General features: G+C 68.2%; 17 protein-coding genes. 4 read left to right on the forward strand and 13 right to left on the reverse strand.

Translation table 11 applies throughout. From position 1 onward, the window contains the following. Positions 1-3 precede the first annotated feature (3 nt). Together gatA and gatC are read right to left on the reverse strand one after the other, a co-directional pair. Entirely contained in the window at positions 4-1,485 is a 1,482-nt protein-coding gene (gene gatA / locus ACVWWN_RS29375; RefSeq protein ID WP_457147006.1) for an Asp-tRNA(Asn)/Glu-tRNA(Gln) amidotransferase subunit GatA, read from the reverse strand. Continuing rightward, positions 1,482-1,781: an Asp-tRNA(Asn)/Glu-tRNA(Gln) amidotransferase subunit GatC gene (gatC, locus tag ACVWWN_RS29380; protein ID WP_457147007.1), complete on the reverse strand. Its 300-nt coding sequence runs from the start codon at positions 1,779-1,781 to the stop codon at positions 1,482-1,484. The genes gatA and gatC overlap by 4 nt, the downstream gene beginning before the upstream one ends. Before the next feature lie 95 nt (positions 1,782-1,876). Here gatC and ACVWWN_RS29385 point away from each other — a divergent pair, with 95 nt between their 5' ends. Continuing rightward, positions 1,877-2,536, forward strand: coding sequence for an amino acid-binding protein (locus tag ACVWWN_RS29385; RefSeq protein ID WP_457147008.1), 660 nt, complete (start codon positions 1,877-1,879; stop codon positions 2,534-2,536). Between the two features lie 4 nt (positions 2,537-2,540). On the opposite strand, the gene ACVWWN_RS29390 is transcribed toward ACVWWN_RS29385, so the two are convergent. Together ACVWWN_RS29390 and ligA are read right to left on the reverse strand one after the other, a co-directional pair. Next, entirely contained in the window at positions 2,541-2,795 is a 255-nt protein-coding gene (locus ACVWWN_RS29390; protein WP_457147009.1) for a hypothetical protein, read from the reverse strand. A gap of 66 nt (positions 2,796-2,861) precedes the next feature. Beyond that, a complete protein-coding gene (gene ligA, locus ACVWWN_RS29395) occupies positions 2,862-4,970 on the reverse strand; it encodes an NAD-dependent DNA ligase LigA (RefSeq protein WP_457147010.1) in 2,109 nt (702 codons plus the stop codon). 67 nt (positions 4,971-5,037) lie between these two features. On the opposite strand from ligA, the gene ACVWWN_RS29400 reads away from it, so the two are divergent. Together ACVWWN_RS29400 and ACVWWN_RS29405 are read left to right on the forward strand one after the other, a co-directional pair. After that, positions 5,038-5,442, forward strand: coding sequence for an MmcQ/YjbR family DNA-binding protein (locus ACVWWN_RS29400; protein ID WP_457147011.1), 405 nt, complete (start codon positions 5,038-5,040; stop codon positions 5,440-5,442). Between the two features lie 46 nt (positions 5,443-5,488). Continuing rightward, positions 5,489-7,093, forward strand: a complete 1,605-nt coding sequence (locus ACVWWN_RS29405; protein WP_457147012.1) for a 4-coumarate--CoA ligase family protein — start codon at positions 5,489-5,491, stop codon at positions 7,091-7,093. Here the strand turns inward: ACVWWN_RS29405 and ACVWWN_RS29410 are convergent, their stop codons facing one another. The 5 genes from ACVWWN_RS29410 to ACVWWN_RS29430 form a co-directional block, all read right to left on the reverse strand. Continuing rightward, the gene (locus ACVWWN_RS29410) at positions 7,094-8,017 is read right to left on the reverse strand and encodes a hypothetical protein (RefSeq protein ID WP_457147013.1); all 924 of its coding nucleotides are present in this window, start codon (positions 8,015-8,017) and stop codon (positions 7,094-7,096) included. Between the two features lie 116 nt (positions 8,018-8,133). Continuing rightward, on the reverse strand, positions 8,134-8,484 hold the full coding sequence (locus ACVWWN_RS29415) for an ArsR/SmtB family transcription factor (protein WP_457147014.1): 351 nt from the start codon (positions 8,482-8,484) through the stop codon (positions 8,134-8,136). Further along, positions 8,481-8,975 (reverse strand): SRPBCC family protein, encoded by a 495-nt coding sequence (locus ACVWWN_RS29420; protein WP_457147015.1) that lies wholly within the window; start codon positions 8,973-8,975, stop codon positions 8,481-8,483. Before ACVWWN_RS29420 ends, ACVWWN_RS29415 begins: the two co-directional genes overlap by 4 nt. Positions 8,976-9,066: 91 nt before the next feature. After that, on the reverse strand, positions 9,067-9,888 hold the full coding sequence (locus tag ACVWWN_RS29425) for an alpha/beta fold hydrolase (protein ID WP_457147016.1): 822 nt from the start codon (positions 9,886-9,888) through the stop codon (positions 9,067-9,069). An 85-nt stretch (positions 9,889-9,973) separates the two neighbouring features. After that, the gene (locus tag ACVWWN_RS29430) at positions 9,974-10,984 is read right to left on the reverse strand and encodes a methionine synthase (protein WP_457147017.1); all 1,011 of its coding nucleotides are present in this window, start codon (positions 10,982-10,984) and stop codon (positions 9,974-9,976) included. An 86-nt stretch (positions 10,985-11,070) separates the two neighbouring features. Here ACVWWN_RS29430 and ACVWWN_RS29435 point away from each other — a divergent pair, with 86 nt between their 5' ends. After that, complete coding sequence (locus tag ACVWWN_RS29435) at positions 11,071-11,715, forward strand: sensor domain-containing protein (protein ID WP_457147018.1); 645 nt, start codon at positions 11,071-11,073, stop codon at positions 11,713-11,715. Here ACVWWN_RS29435 and mnmA read toward each other — a convergent pair. The 4 genes from mnmA to ACVWWN_RS29455 form a co-directional block, all read right to left on the reverse strand. After that, positions 11,712-12,791 carry a tRNA 2-thiouridine(34) synthase MnmA gene (mnmA, locus tag ACVWWN_RS29440; protein WP_457147019.1) on the reverse strand — a complete coding sequence of 360 codons (1,080 nt, stop codon included), beginning with the start codon at positions 12,789-12,791 and terminating at the stop codon, positions 11,712-11,714. The genes ACVWWN_RS29435 and mnmA overlap by 4 nt on opposite strands. After that, complete coding sequence (locus ACVWWN_RS29445; protein WP_457147020.1) at positions 12,791-14,017, reverse strand: cysteine desulfurase family protein; 1,227 nt, start codon at positions 14,015-14,017, stop codon at positions 12,791-12,793. The genes mnmA and ACVWWN_RS29445 overlap by 1 nt, the downstream gene beginning before the upstream one ends. 302 nt (positions 14,018-14,319) lie before the next feature. Further along, a complete protein-coding gene (locus ACVWWN_RS29450) occupies positions 14,320-15,150 on the reverse strand; it encodes a lysophospholipid acyltransferase family protein (RefSeq protein ID WP_457147021.1) in 831 nt (276 codons plus the stop codon). Continuing rightward, positions 15,147-15,992: a GNAT family N-acetyltransferase gene (locus tag ACVWWN_RS29455; protein WP_457147022.1), complete on the reverse strand. Its 846-nt coding sequence runs from the start codon at positions 15,990-15,992 to the stop codon at positions 15,147-15,149. Before ACVWWN_RS29455 ends, ACVWWN_RS29450 begins: the two co-directional genes overlap by 4 nt. Positions 15,993-16,140: the final 148 nt, after the last annotated feature.

Genomic DNA, 16,140 nt, shown 5'->3' on the forward strand with positions numbered 1-16,140 from the left:
CCCTTACAGCGCAGTTGGCAGCGGTCCGCGTGCCGCTTCGTAGGCTGCACCAACCCGGTAGAGCCGGTCGTCGGCCAGCGCGGGCGCCATTATCTGCAGGCCGACCGGCAGATTGTCGTCCGGCGACAGGCCGGACGGCACCGACATCCCGCAGTGGCCGGCCAGGTTCAGGGGCAGTGTGCACAGGTCGAACAGGTACATCGCCAGCGGATCGTCGACCTTCTCCCCCAGCGCGAATGCGGTGGTCGGAGTGGCAGGCGATACCAGCACGTCGACACGTTCATATGCCTCGTCGAGATCCCGGGCGATCAGCGTGCGGACCTTCTGCGCCTGGTTGTAATAGGCGTCGTAGTACCCCGCTGACAGCGCGTAGGCCCCGATCATGATGCGGCGCTTGACTTCCGGGCCGAAGCCGGATGCTCGCGTCAACGCCATCACCTCTTCGGCGCTGTGCGTTCCGTCGTCACCGGCGCGCAGGCCGTAGCGCATCCCGTCGAATCGGGCCAGGTTCGACGACACCTCCGACGGCAGGATCAGGTAGTACGACGGCAGCGAGTAGTCGAAATGCGGGCAGTCGACCTCGCTGACCTCGGCGCCAAGGGCGGTGAGCTGCTCGACCGCGGCGTTGAACGACGACAGCACCCCCGCCTGGTAGCCCTCACCGCGCAGCTGGCGCACCACGCCGACCTTCACACCTTTCAAGTCCCCGTCGGCACGTGCGGCCGCGACCACGTCGGGAACCTGCGCGTGGACCGAGGTGGAGTCCCTCGGGTCGTGACCCGCGATCACCTGGTGCAGCAGCGCGGTGTCGAGCACGGTCCGCCCGCAGGGCCCGCCCTGGTCCAGCGACGACGCGCAGGCGATCAGCCCGTACCGCGACACCGTGCCGTACGTCGGCTTGACCCCGACGGTGGCGGTCAGCGCGGCCGGCTGGCGGATCGAGCCGCCGGTGTCCGACCCGATCGCCAGTGGCGCCTGAAAAGCCGCGAGCGCTGCCGCGCTGCCGCCGCCCGAGCCCCCGGGCACCCGATCGGTGTTCCAGGGGTTGCGGGTGGGCCCGTAGGCGGAGTTCTCCGTCGAGCTACCCATCGCGAACTCGTCCATATTCGTCTTGCCCAGGATCGGAATACCCGCGGCCCGCAGCCGGGCGGTGACCGTCGCGTCGTACGGCGACGTCCAGCCTTCGAGGATCTTGGATCCGCAGGTCGTCGGCATGTCGATGGTGGTGAACACGTCCTTGAGAGCCAGCGGCACACCGGTCAGCGGCGACGGCGGCGCGTCGCCGCCGGCGATCGCGGCGTCCACCCGGGCCGCTTCGGCCAACGCCTGTTCGGAGGCCACGTGCAAGAACGCGTGGTACTCGCCGTCGGTCGCGGCGATCTGATCCAGGCACGCCTGGGTCAACTCGGTCGACGACACCTCTTTGGCGGCGATCTTGGCGCCCAGCGTCGCCGCGTCCAGCCGGATTACGTCGTTGCCGGTCATTCGGCCTCCCCCAGAATCCGCGGAACCGCGAATCTGCCGTCGACGGCCTTCGGCGCCTCGGCCACCGCCTGCTGCTGGGTCAGGCAAGGCTCGGGGATGTCCGTGCGAAACACGTTCACATCCGTCAGCGGATTGCCGGTGGGTTCGACACCGGTGACGTCGACGGCCTGGATCTGGCTGACATGACCGAGAATCGCGTCGAGCTGTCCGGCGAAGCTGTCCAGCTCAGCATCGGTCAACGCAAGTCGGGCCAGGCGCGCCAAGTGGGCAACCTCGTCTCGGGAGATCTGCGACACGACAAGCAAGCCTAGTCACAGCGGGTCCTCATCCCCGCATGCGCGTCAATCCGCCGGGAGTGCTCAGGGGCAGACGCTGTGAAACAGTGTTGGCCGTGCCTTCGTATCTGCTGCGGGTCCAGCTCGAGGACCGACCGGGCAGCCTCGGCTCGCTCGCCGTCGCGCTCGGCTCGGTGGGCGCCGACATCCTGTCCCTTGACGTGGTGGAACGCGCAGCCGGTTACGCGATCGACGATCTGGTGGTCGAGCTGCCGCCAGGGACGATGCCCGACATGCTCATCACCGCCGCCGAGCACCTTGATGGCGTCTACGTGGACAGCATCCGGCCGCACACCGGATTGCTCGAAGCCCATCGGGAACTGGAGCTGATCGACCATGTCGCCGCGGCGGACGGGAAGCTCAAGCAGCTGCAGGTGCTTGCCGACGAGGCTCCGCTGATTCTGCGCGTCGCCTGGTGCACGGTCGTGCGGCTGACCGACTCGGGGAAAGAGCGGGTTGTCGGCAGTCCCGGCGCCCCCGAAACGCAGGCGGCCCAGACACCCTGGCTGCCGCTGGACCACGCGGTGGCCCTCGACGAAACGGCCGGCTGGGTGCCGCGCGTGTGGCGCGACATGGACACCACGCTGGCGGCCGCTCCACTTGGCGACAACCGCACCGCGGTCATGCTGGGCCGCGCGGGTGGGCCACACTTCCGGCCGTCCGAGGTGGCCCGGCTCGGCTATCTGGCCGGCATCGTGGCGACGATCTTGCGCTGACCGATCAACCTCCGGCCGGCACCGGGTAGCGGTCGTTGACGTCGGCGTTGGTGTCTTTGCGTGCGCAATGCGCGCAGCAGAAGATGCCGTCGGTTGTCTCGATGCCGTGACCGAGAATGCGGCAGCCGCAGTGCAGGCACTCGGGCGCCAGCTGCACAGCGGCACACTCGACGCTGTCGAACGTCGCCGTGCGGCCGTCGCTGAACGTCACGGTGAAGGACTTGTCGTAGTGGTTTCCGCAGGTGTCGCAGATTGCCATCAGAACTCCCTTGTCGCCGTCGGCAGAACGGGTTCCCGGTCGTGGGGGGCGACAAACCGCGGTCGGTCAGATGCCGTCGGGGCCGCTGTCCAGGAGGCGACGGAAGCCGTCCTCGTCCAGGACCGGCACACCGAGTTCGACGGCCTTGTCGAATTTCGAGCCGGGTGAATCGCCGGCCACCACGTAGGCCGTTTTCTTCGACACCGAACCGGCGGCCTTGCCGCCGCGCGCCACGATGGCCTCCTTGGCGTCGTCGCGGGAGAACCCGGGCAGCGAGCCGGTGACGACGATGGACAGGCCTTCGAGAGTCCGCTCGACGCTCTCGTCGCGCTCATCGGCCATCCGCACACCGGCCGCACGCCACTTGTCGATGATCGCCCGGTGCCAGTCCACCGTGAACCACTCGATCACTGCGGCCGCGATGGTCGGTCCGACGCCCTCGACAACGGCCAGCTGCTCTTCAGAGGCCGCCATGACTGCGTCCAGGCTTCCGTATTCGGTGGCCAGCGCGCGGGCGGCGGTGGGACCGACGTGACGGATCGACAGCGCCACGAGCACACGCCACAGCGGTTGCGCCTTGGCCTTGCCGAGGTTGGCCAGCAGGCGCTTGCCGTTGGCGGACAGCTCGCCACCCTTGACCGTGAAGAGGTCGGTGCGCAGCAGGTCGGCCTCGGTGAGGGCGAACAGGTCGCCCTCGTCGGTGATGACGCCGGCCTGCAGGAGTGCGACCGCGGCCTCGTAACCCAGGCCCTCGATGTCGAACGCGCCGCGCCCGGCGACGTGAAACACCCGCTCCCGCAACTGTGCCGGGCACGACCGGGTGTTTGGGCAGCGGATGTCGGCGTCACCCTCTTTGGCCGGGGCCAGCGTGGTGCCGCATTCCGGACACACCGTGGGCATCTCGAATTCGCGTTCGGTGCCATCACGCAGGTCGACGACCGGGCCGAGCACCTCGGGAATGACGTCGCCGGCCTTGCGGATCACCACGGTGTCGCCGATCAACACACCCTTGCGTTTGACCTCCGACGCGTTGTGCAGGGTCGCCTGGCTCACGGTCGAACCCGCGACCTTGACCGGTTCCATGAAGGCGAACGGTGTCACCCGGCCGGTGCGTCCCACGTTGACGCGGATGTCCAGCAGCTTGGTGGTCGCCTCTTCGGGCGGGTACTTGTAGGCGATCGCCCAACGGGGTGCGCGCGAGGTCGAGCCGAGCCGCCGCTGCAGCGCGACCTCATCGAGTTTGACCACAACGCCGTCGATTTCGTGCTCGACGTCGTGGCGGTGCTCACCCCAGTACGCGATGCGCTCGGTGACTGCATCCAGGCCTTTCACCTGGGCGGTGTGCTCGGACACCGGCAGGCCCCACGCTTTGAGCGCGCGGTAGGCGTCGTGCAGCGTCTTCGGAGTGAACCCCTCGACCCGGCCGAGGCCATGGCAGATCATCCGCAACTTGCGGCGCGCGGTGACGGCGGGATTCTTCTGCCGCAGTGAACCCGCCGCGCTGTTGCGGGGGTTGGCGAACGGAGGCTTGCCCTCGGCGACCAGCCCGGCGTTGAGGTCCTCGAAGTCGGCGACCCGGAAGAACACCTCGCCGCGCACCTCCAGCACCGCTGGGATCGGGAATTCCTTGGTGGCAGTGAGCTTTTCCGGGATGTCGTCGATCGTGCGGGCGTTCAGCGTGACGTCCTCGCCGGTGCGGCCGTCGCCGCGGGTGGCCGCACGCTCCAGGCGGCCGCCGCGATAGACCAGCGCCAGCGCGACCCCGTCGATCTTCAGCTCACACAGGTAGTGCGCGTCATCGCCGATCTCGCTCTTGATGCGCGCCGCCCACGCAGCGAGCTCTTCGGGTGTGAAGACGTTGTCAAGGGACAGCATCCGCTCGAGGTGCTCGGCGGCGGTGAAGTCCGTGGCGAATCCGGCGCCACCCACAAGCTGGGTCGGCGAATCGGGTGTGCGCAACTCCGGGTGTTCGTTCTCGAGTGCCTGCAGTTCGCGCAGCAGCTTGTCGAACTCGGCATCCGAGACGATCGGGGCATCACGGACGTAGTACCGGAACTGGTGCTCGCGCACTTCGTCGGCCAGTTCCTGCCAGCGGCGACGCACGTCGGCGTCCGGCGCCTCGTCGGCTTGCTCGGCAAGCGCCTTTTCGGCGCCGGGGGTTGCCTTGGGGCTCACCCTGGCAGGCTATCGGAGCGTCCCGACACCCGACTCCGGTAACCAAGCCCCCGGTTACGCTGGCGGCATGCCGCACCCGATCATGTTCAGCGATGGCGATCCGGGCCTGGCGGACGTGCGCGGGATCGCCCTGAGCTTCCCCGAGGCGTTCGAGAAGATCTCGTGGGGCAGGCCGGTGTTCTGCGCGCCGAAGATCTTCGTGATGTACGGCGGCAGTGTCAAAACCGAAACCAAAGGCGAGTACGCCCAGTACCCGTACTCGATCCTGGTCAAGGTCGACGAGAGCGACCGCAAGGCCCTCGAACGCGACACCCGCTTCTTCTACCCGGCCTACATGGGCCCGTCGGGGTGGCTCGGGCTGGACCTCGCGGCCCGCAAGAAGGTGAACTGGGACGAGGTGCGTGAGTTGATCGACGCATCGTTCCGGCTGACGGCGCCGAAAAGGTTGATCAAGCAGCTCGACGAACTGTGACCCGGCGGGGCACACACTGCCCAGCCATGATTCGATCGGAGGCGCCATGAGTTTCGCGAGTCCCTTTCCCGAAGTCGACATCCCGTCCACGAGCGTCTACGACTTCCTGTTCGGCAGCGTCGACGACACCGATCTCGATCGGGTCGCTCTGGTGGATGCGAAGTCGGGCAGGGAGACGACCTACCGCGAGATGATCGGCCGCATCTCGGGGTTCGCGGGGGCGCTGGCCGCCCGCGGCATCGGCGTCGGCGACGTCGTCGGCCTACTGTCGCCGAACAGTTCGGGCTTTGCGGTCGCATTCCACGGCATTCTGCGGTCCGGCGCGACGGCCACCACCATCAATGCGCTCTTCACCCCCAAGGACATCGCCAAGCAGCTGACCGACTCGAACGCCCGGATGCTGATCACCGTTGCGGGCCTGCTGGCGCAGGCGAAAGAGGCCGCGGCGGCTGCAGGAATCGCCGACGGCGATCTGATCGTGCTCGACGGTGAGGGAAAGGATGCCGGCGGTCATCCCAACGCCGCGGAGTTTCTCGGCCCGGGAGCGCCGCCGCCGCAGGTGCACTTCGCCCCGTCGTCACACCTGGCGGTGCTGCCCTACAGCTCAGGAACCACCGGCAATCCCAAGGGCGTGATGCTGACCCACCGCAACCTGGTGGCCAACGTCGCGCAGATCCGTCCACTGCACGGAATGGTGGCCGACGATGTAGTCCTCGCCGTGCTGCCGTTTTTTCACATCTACGGAATGACGGTGCTGCTCAACGCCGCCCTGCACGCCCGCGCGCGGCTGGTGGTGATGCCGAGCTTCGACCTCGGGGACTTCCTGGGCAACATCCAGGATCACAAGGTCACCATTGCCTTCATCGCGCCGCCCGTCGCGGTCGCCCTGGCCAAACACCCGCTCATCGATTCCTTCGATCTGACCTCACTGGACACCGTGATGTCGGGTGCGGCACCACTGGATGCCGACACCGGCCGCGCCGTCGCCGAACGGCTGGGGTGCCGGGTGGTTCAGGGCTACGGCATGAGCGAGCTGAGCCCCGTCAGCCACATCACCCCGTTCGACGGCGGCGAGCGGGAGATGGGGTCGGTCGCCCCGCTCAGCTCGGTCGGATGGACCATCTCCAACGCCGCCTCGAAGATCGTCGACCCCGAGACCGGCACCGAGATCGAACCTCCCGCAGAGGGTCTCAGCGACACCGGGGAGCTGTGGTACAAGGGCCCGAACGTGATGGCCGGCTATCTGGGCAACGAACAGGCGACCCGGGAGACCATCGACGACGAGGGCTGGCTGCATACCGGCGACTTGGCGCAGGTGGACGCGTGCGGCTGCGTGTACATCGTCGACCGGCTCAAAGAACTGATCAAATACAAGGGCTACCAGGTGTCGCCCGCCGAACTCGAAGCGGTACTGCTGAGCCATCCCTCGATCGCCGACGCCGCGGTGATCGGCGTCCAGGACGCGGAGGGCGAAGAGGTGCCGAAGGCGTTCGTGGTCAAGCAGTCTGACGCCGAGCTGACCGAGGACGACGTGATCGAGTTCGTCGCCAGCCACGTCGCCCCGTACAAGAAGGTGCGACAGGTCGCCTTCATCGACGCGGTTCCCAAGTCGGCGTCGGGCAAGATCCTGCGCAAGGATCTGCGCACGTAATCACGCTTGGGGCAGCGCCTGACGGAAACTCTTGGCATGTTGGGCCGCCCGGGCCTGCCGGTACCCGAGAGCGGCACCGGCGATCGGGATCAACAACAATCCGGTCAGCCCGAAGAGCGGATCCACCCAGCCGACGGGCGCGACAGCCACGAGTTGCGGCGCGGCCGTCGGCGCCGAGATGCGCACGACCCACGACGGCGGCGCCGTGGCGGCGGCCGGCGCGGCGGGTGCAGGTGACGGCAGCGACAGGGGTGGTGCCGGCGCAACGTCCGGCACGCGGTAGGTCACCCGCGGCAGCTGCGCGTCCGACTCGGGCGGTGCGGGTGTCCGCCCGTTCCCGAAGGTCACCTGTGGCGGTGTGAACGGGTCCGCCGGTGGTGTACCCGAGAAATCCGAGCCACCCTGGTCGACCGGGAAGGTCGGCACGGTGGGGACGTCGACGGTGCCTCCGATCGTGTCACTGTCGGACGTATCGGGAGCAAGCGAGGCCGTCGGGACCTGCGCGCTGCGACTCGACGCGGAGACCGAACGCTGCCCGGCGTCGCCGGTCGCTCCCGATTTGTCGCCGTTGCCGTCGCCACTATCGGTGTAGCGGTCGCCGTGGCCGTTGTCGTCGTTACGGTTGCTGTTGCCGCCGCCGGTGCGGCCGTAGCTACCGCCTCCGCCTTTGCGGCCGTCGTTGTCGCCCCCACGGCCGCGTTCGCCCCGGCGGTCGCCGCGGTGGTCGTTGTTGTCGTTCCCGCGCTTGGATTCGTCACGCGAGTCGCCGCGGCCGCGACTGTCCGAACGGTGGCCGTTATTGGGGCGATCGGAGTGCGAATCGCCTGGATGCGCGGCTGCCACGCCCTCTACAGGACCCGCCACCAGCAGGCAGGTAGCAACGACCCCGGCACCTGCCGCCAGGCGTAGGTTCGTTCGGCCCACACTTCCTCATTCGCTGGTAGCAAAGATCGCTGGTTCCTGTTCGCCATGCATTGTCGCATGACCACGCCGCGCAGAGCCAGGTCTTCCCCGAACGCGCAAATTTTTCGACTGTTCCGTTAATTCTCGCCCTCGACGTATGCCTGCAATCGGTCGATCGCCTGGTCCCAGCGCTGCGACAACGCGGCAAGATAGTCGCTCGCTTCGGCGAGGGACTTTTGCTGCATCCGCCAGATCCGTTCCCGGCCGTGTCGTTCGCTGCTCACCAACCCGACCGCCTCCAACAGCAGGAGGTGTTTGGTTGCCGCCTGCCGACTCACCGGAGTCACGTGGGTGACTTCTGACGTCGAACACGGCCCCCCGTCGCAGAGCCGGGCGATGATGCGCAGCCGGTTCGGGTCACCGAGCGCGTTGAAGATGTCGACGACCGGCGGCGGCGCGGGGCCGGCAATCGCCGAAGGTGCGCTCACACCTTCTCGCTGAGGGCGAGGTACTCGCGGACCAGTTCGGCCTGGGCGGCCCATCCCTCCCTGTTGGACTCGAACGCCGACGCCCGCCGGTCGGCAGGGATCGCGTCGAATCCGGATTCGACGATGCGCAGGTGCACCCCGCCGTCGGTCTCCTCCAGCGTGAATTCCACCAGGGTGGTGGGCTCGTTGCGGTAATCGGTATCCGCATCGACCGCGTACGGGTGCCACCGGAAGGCGAGCCGCCGCGGCGGTTCGACGGCGACGATCTGCCAGGTGTCCGACTTGCCCGCGTGAGGCTCCTGGGCTTTGGCCACCTGGTCGTCGACGCTGGTCGGGGTGATGACTCCGGTGACGCAATTCCCGGCGACGAAGGGGCCGTCGAAGCGCACGCCGAACCACCGGCCGAACTCGTGGGCGTCGCTGATCGCGCGCCAGACACGCTGGAGCGGCGCGTGCAACAGAACGTCTTTCTCGATTCGATCTGAACTCATGTGCAACCTCCTGGTTGCTCATCAGCCTAACCGCGCGAGCTGCGGATGCGCAACCATCTGGTTGCATCAAATGGGGTCGAGGGGCAGATCCTCAGCTCGCCCGGCGCCACCAGTCGACTACCAGGGCGGCGTACTCCGAGGGCTTCTCTTCCCAGCAGAAGTGACCGGCACCGGGAATGAGGTCGACCCTGCTGGTGGGGATGCGGTCAGCGAGGTAGTTCGCGTTGTCGGCGGGCACCACCTGATCGTTCTCGCCCTGCACGACACGCACCGGTAAGCGGACGCCCCCGAGCAGATCGCCGAGGATCGGAAGCTGCTCGCGGTAGGCCTGCACGTACGGAATGGTGTCGGCGAAGCGGTCACCCCGATAGCAGTCGATGTAGTCGTCGCGAATTTCGTCGACCGGCGTATAGCCGTCGATGGTGTTCAGCGCGGCCTCCACGATCGCCTGTCCGCCGATCTGCCGGTAGGGCTGCACGTCGGTGGATTCGACCCATTCCTTGAGTACTCCGGTGACGGTGATCGGTACCGCCGCGCCGCCGCTTCCGATCACCAGAGATGAGAATCTGTCCGGGTGCGCGGCGGCGGCGAACAGCGTCGAGGACGTGCCGATGTCGGGCCCGACGAGATGCGGCTTGTCCAGCTCAAAGGCGTCGGTGATTCGAACAATGAACTCCCCCATCGCCTTTGGGTTCATCAAGTCGTCTCGCCGCTCCGATCCGCCGAAGCCGGGTGGGTCCACTGCGAGCAGCCGGGCGTGCTCGGACAGCAATGGCCAAACCTGCTCGAACGCGAAGACACTCTCCGGCCATGGGCTCAGCAGCACCGCGGCACGCGGTCCCGACCCGCCCTCGGCGTAGCGGATCCTCAGTCCATCGACGGTGCGGACCTCCGGCGTGATCGCCTTCGTCATCGTGCTCCCTTCGGCTCCGGTGAAGCGGTTCAAGGAAGTAGACGCCGGGGCGGTCCCGCCTCTTCCCGATCGACGGGACCCGGCTTCAGATCGCGTCGGGATCCTCCGCGAATGCGTCGGCCGCCCGCTGGACCAATTCGATCGCGATGCGCGCCCATTCGGGCGTGCTGCCGGCCAGCCCACATGCCGGCGTGACGCCGATCCGCTCGCTGAGCACGGCGCGCGGGAAGCCGAGCCGGTCGGTGACGGCCGCCGCGGCCTTGGCCACCTCCTCGATCGACGGCCGCACAGGTGGCGCAGTGGTCGGCACGACACCGAGAAGCACCGTGCGGCCGGACTCGACGAATTCACCGATACCGTCGAGATCTACCGGCCCGAGCGTCGAAACGTCAACCGATATCGCCTGAATTGTGCTTCGCTGCAAAATCTTCCACGGAAGCTCCGGCGCGCAGCTGTGCAGCACCACATCGGCTTGGACAGCCGAAACGTAGTCGTCCAGCAGCGAGATGCCCACCGGCTCGTCGACGGGATGCACCGGGGTCAGGCTGGTGACTCCCGTGAGCCGGCCCGCAAGGGCGGCGGGCAACAGCGGCTCGTCGAACTGCACCACCACCGGAGTCTCCAGCCGCCTGGCGACCTGCGCGCGAAGGGCGGAGACGCCTTCGGCCAACGATCCGGCCACATCGCGCAGCGCCCCCCCGTCGGTGATGGCGCGGTGTCCATTGGGCAGCTCGAGCTGCGCTGCCAGGGTGATCGGTCCGGGAACCTGCAGTTTGACGGTTCGAGTCCCGCCTCGCAGGCCTGCCTTCTCCCACGCCTCTTCGAGCGCGTCGACGTCTTCGTCGAGCAGGCTGACCGCCCGCCGCGTGACCGCGTTGCGGCGTGAGGCGATGCGGTATCCGCGCGGCACCGTGTCGATACCGATGTCGATCAGCAGCGCTCCCGAGCGGCCGATGATGTCGGCTCCGACACCGCGGGCGGGCAGTTCGACGAGATGCGGCAGGGTGTGCAGTTCGCCGACGACGATCTCGGCGGCATCGCGCGCCGACGTTCCCGGCCACGATCCGATGCCGGTTGCCGCGGCGAAAACACTCACTCGTTGAACAGTATTCGATCGGGCTAATCTCGATTCGGGACGGGTCCGGTAAGGGCGTGCGAAGAGCCCGGGAAGAAGAAGTCGCCATGCGCTTTTCGACCAGGCCGTCGGCGATCTGGTGTGCGGCGGCGATGCTGGCGGCGGGGTGTTCCACCACCGTGGGCGGTCTCGGGATGCGGGCGGCGCCCGGTATCGACGAGGATTCGCGATCGCCCGTCGACGTCGAAACGGTGATGCTGGATCAGTCCCAGATGCGTGCCATCACCGGGGCGGGAGATGACCTCACCGTCATCCCGACAATGGACGGCAAGCTTCCGGTCGACATCGACCAACTCGCGCAGACGACTCCGCCGGAATGCAGGTGGATCTTCCAGGAGACCCGCATCTTCGGCCGTGAGGTCGAGGAGTTCCACAACACGACGTATCAGGATCCGCGCGACGGCGGCCTGATCTCGGAGGGCGCGGCGGCCTACCGCGATCGCGGGACCGCGCGCAACGCCTTCGACCAGCTGGCAGGTCTCGTCGACGGATGCGGCTCAACGGTGCTGGGGACGATGTTCGTCGGTGTGCCGACGGTACTGCCCGATTCGGTGCGGACGCGCCAGGACAACGGGTGCGGACGCGACTACCGGATCGAGAACGTGGTGCTGGTCGAGGTGACGATGTGCCAGTTCCCCGACTCGGTGCCGGACATCGTGATGCCGAACATCCTGGCCAAGGTCCCGAGCTAAACGCCGAGGGTGTCCTTGATGGTGGCGCTGCCGATCACTTCGTCCCCCAGCGGGTCGACGCGATAGAGGACCATCGTCTGGCCGGGCGCCACCCCGCGCAGTGGGGCACGCAGCGCGACCACCAGTTGTCCGCCACGCCGTTCGGCCACTCCGTCGCCGATTCCCCCGTGAGCGCGAACCTGCACCGCGCACTCCACCGGGCCCTCGGGCGCCGCGCCCGAAGTGAACACCGGCTTCTCGCCGGTCAGTGTCCAGACGTCGAGATCCGCGGCCTCACCGACGTGCACCGTGCCGGTGCCGGCGTCGATCGCGGTCACATACCGGGGCCGGCCATCGGGTCCCGGCCCGGCTATCCCCAGTCCTTTGCGCTGACCGATCGTGAAGCCGTGTACGCCGTCGTGTTCGGCCAGCACCGTTCCGCCGGCGTCGACGACGGCGCCCCGGCGCACGCCGATGCGGGCACCGAGGAACGCCCGGGTATCACCCGACGGGATGAAGCAGATGTCGTGGCTGTCGGGCTTGTCGGCGACCGACAGGCCGCGGCGGGCGGCTTCGTCGCGGATCGCGGGCTTCGGGGTGTCTCCGATCGGGAAGACCGCATGGCGCAGCTGCGCGGCCGTCAGCACTGCGAGCACGTAGGACTGATCCTTGTCCGTGTCGACGGCGCGCCGCAGCCGGCCGTCCGAGAGTCGGGCGTAGTGGCCGGTGGCAACCGCATCGAATCCCAGGGCCATTGCGCGAGCGGCCAACGCGGAGAACTTGATTCGCTCGTTACACCGCACACACGGGTTCGGCGTCTCACCCCGTGCGTATGACGACACGAAGTCGTCGATCACGTCCTCTTTGAAGCGGTCGGCGAAATCCCAGACATAAAAAGGGATGTCGAGCACGTCGGCCACCCGTCGGGCATCGCCGGCATCCTCTTTCGAGCAGCAACCCCGAGATCCCGTGCGGAGGGTCCCCGGCGCGGCGGACAGCGCCAAGTGCACTCCGACCACGTCGTGGCCGGCGTCGACCATCCGGGCGGCGGCGACAGACGAGTCGACGCCGCCGCTCATCGCGACCAGAACACGCACTACTCGACAATTCCCGAGCTGGCCAGCGCCGCCTGGCGCGCCCGCTGTACCGCCGCCGGGAGCGCGGCGAGTGCGGCGTCGACGTCCGCGGCAGTACTGGTGTGGCCCAGGGACAGCCGCAGCGAGCCACGGGCACTCGCCGGATCGGCACCCATCGCGATCAGCACATGCGACGGTTGCGCCACCCCTGCAGTGCACGCGGACCCGGTCGAGCACTCGATTCCCTTGGCGTCCAGCAACATCAACAGCGAATCGCCCTCACAACCGCGGAACGTGAAGTGCGCGTTGCCGGGCAACCGGCCGGCGCCGGCGGCACCGTTGAGATAGGCATCGTCGATGCCGGCCAGCACGCCGTCCACGAGCCGGTCACGCAGGGCCTGCACGCGGGCGCTGTTGGCCGGAAGGCCCTCGATCGCCACCACGGCTGCGGCCGCCATCGCCACAGCTCCTGCGACGTACGGTGTGCCCGAGCGGACATCACGTTCCTGGCCGCCGCCGTGCAGGAGGGGCTCACATGTGGTGTCGCGCCTCAGCAGCAGCGCGCCCACCCCGATCGGACCGCCGAACTTGTGCGCCGCGACGCTCATCGCCGCCAAACCGCTCGCGGCGAAGTCGACGGGTATCTGACCGACCGCCTGAACCGCGTCGCTGTGCATCGGCACGTCGTATTCGGCGGCCACGGCGGCGAGTTCGGCGATGGGCATGATGGTGCCCACCTCGTTGTTCGCCCACATGATCGACACCAGTGCGACGTCGTCATGCTGCTGCAGGACGTCCCGCAGCGCGGCGGGCGCGACCGAGCCGTCGTCGGCGACCGGCAGCCAGGTCACCTCTGCGCCCTCGTGTTCGACGAGCCACTCCACCGAATCCAGCACCGCGTGGTGCTCGACGGGCGTGGTGACGATTCGGCGCCGACCGGGCGCTGCGTCGCGGCGCGCCCAATAGATGCCCTTGACCGCGAGGTTGTCGCTTTCGGTGCCGCCCGCGGTGAAGATCACCTCCGAGGGTCGCGCGCCGAGCAGCTTGGCCAGTGTCTCGCGCGCCTCCTCCATTCTGCGGCGCGCCAGCCTGCCGGTGCCGTGTAGCGATGAGGCGTTGCCGACGCTCGCCAGCACAGCCGTCATCGCGTCGATGGCGGCCGAGTGCATCGGGGTGGTGGCGGCGTGATCCAGGTAGACGGGCGATGAGCCGCCTGCGCGAAGAATATTTTGTTCAGCCGCGCTCATGACAGCAGCGTCTGGCCCAGTGTCCGAGGTCATAACCGCTCCAGGATAGCCGCCGCGGTGTCACCGGCCCGAATGAGCGCTAGGTGCAGTCGTCGAGCAGGTTTGTGAACTGCGTGGCTGGCGGAACGTCGGGTGAGGACCGTCCCGCATCCGTGCAGTTCACTCACCGATGTCGACGCATGGAAGATGGCTCTGCGCCGAGCGCTTGGTCCTTGGGGATGCAGTCCAATCGAGCCTGGATCGATGACATCGACGATGCGCTCAATGCGGCCGCCGCGGTAACTGCGGGCCCGGGATGACCGCTAGGCCACCAGGGCGTGGCCGTGCGCGCTGTGGGGCCTGTCGCCGCGGACCGCGACCTCACAGCGGGCCGCCAGGTCCCGCCGGTCGTCTCCCGGCAACTGCAGCGACTGGACCTGCACATGCACGACCGTGCGGCGCGCGGTGACGAGCCGGCGGATCGACTCGATCAACGTGTCCTCACCGACGTAGGACGCCACCGTGGACGGCCTGCCGTCGCGGTGGTGGTAGGTCAGCCGCAGGGGCTGGACCGGTCTGCCCGCATCGACGGCGGCCTGAAACATCGCAGGCCGGAACTGTCCGTAGGCCAACCCGCACCACGTGGTGCCCTCGGGGAAGGCGACCACCGTCTGGCCTGCGCGCAACCGTCCCGCGACCACGCCGACCACGTCGGGCAGACGCCGGAGGCTGTCCCGTTCGATGGGAATCACCTTCATCAGACGTGCGGCGATGCCCAGACCGGGCCAGCTGATCAACTCGGCCTTGGCGACGAACGAGCCCGGCATCACGGCGCCGATCGAGAAGATGTCCACCCAGGAGACGTGGCCGCTGACCACCAGCACACCGCGGAGATTGCGAATCGGACCGCCCGACACCGTGATCCGCACACCGAGGCATCGCAGCATCATCCGGCAGTAGCCCCGCTGGAGGTGTGAGCGGCCCGGCAGCGGGATCGCCAGCAGTGGACAAGCCGACAGCAGCAGCAGCGCGAATGTGACCCGTACCGCGATCCTCAGCGCGACGATCACCGGTTGGCCGGCCGCCGCCGCTCCCGCGCGCACGCAGCCCGCGTCGCAGGAGGCCCGCGGCACCCAGGGATTCTCGGTGGTCACGACGCGATCCCGGCAGCCATCGCAGAAGCCGCTCCCACCGATCTGAGCCTGCGCAGATATCGGGTGTCGGCTTGGCGTTTGTCCAACAGCGCCGGGAAGTCGCCGACCCCGAAGTCGGGGTCGTGGGCCGGGTCGCCGCACACCTGGGCGCCCAGCCGTAGATAGCCGCGCATGAGCGGTGGCATCGCGACCCGGGCCGGCGGCTCGATGTCGTCGAGACCCCGACCGTCGAACGCCACCGGGCGGTAGGGCCGCACGGTGTACTCCGCGGGCGCGGCGTGCCGGCGGCGCACGAAGTCGCGGACACCGCGGATCTGGCTTCCCGGCGTCGGCTCGTCGGCGCCACAGACCGGCACCGACACGCAGCCGGCCACGTAGTCGTAGCCGCAGCGGTCCAGATAGGCCAGGATGCCGGCCCACATCAGCAGCACCACGCCGCCGTTGCGGTGATCCTCCCGAACCACCGCCCGGCCCATCTCGACCAGCGAGGGCCGCAGCGGGTCGAGGGCGGTCACGTCGAATTCGGTTGCGGCGTAGAGGCCGCCCGCGGCGATCGCACCGGGTGGCGGAAGCATCCGGTAGCACCCGACCAGCTCGCCCGACCTGTCCTCGCGGACCAGCAGGTGATCGCAGTGCTCGTCGAACCGGTCGGCGTCGCGTCCATCGGTCGCGCCGGCTAACGCGAAACCCGGCTCCGAGGTGAACACATCGTGACGTAGGCGCTGCGCGGTCTCGACAAGCGCAGGGTCGGACGACAACAGCAGGGTGTAGCGCGGCCCGGACGTGCTCTCGGCCAGGTCGCTGTCTTTATCAGCGGCGATCAGGACTGAAGCAGTGCTCATGGCTGCACGGTCGCTGAGCCGGACAGCGGGATGCCTACGCGCGTGTGACGTGTTCGTGCACGCTGAATGACGAATTGGACGCGCTGTGGTGTGAGCAAACACACCAGAGCGCGCCCAATCAGGCTCGCACCGCGGGAAACCGCGGCAT

Source organism: Mycobacterium sp. URHB0021 (assembly GCF_054057895.1).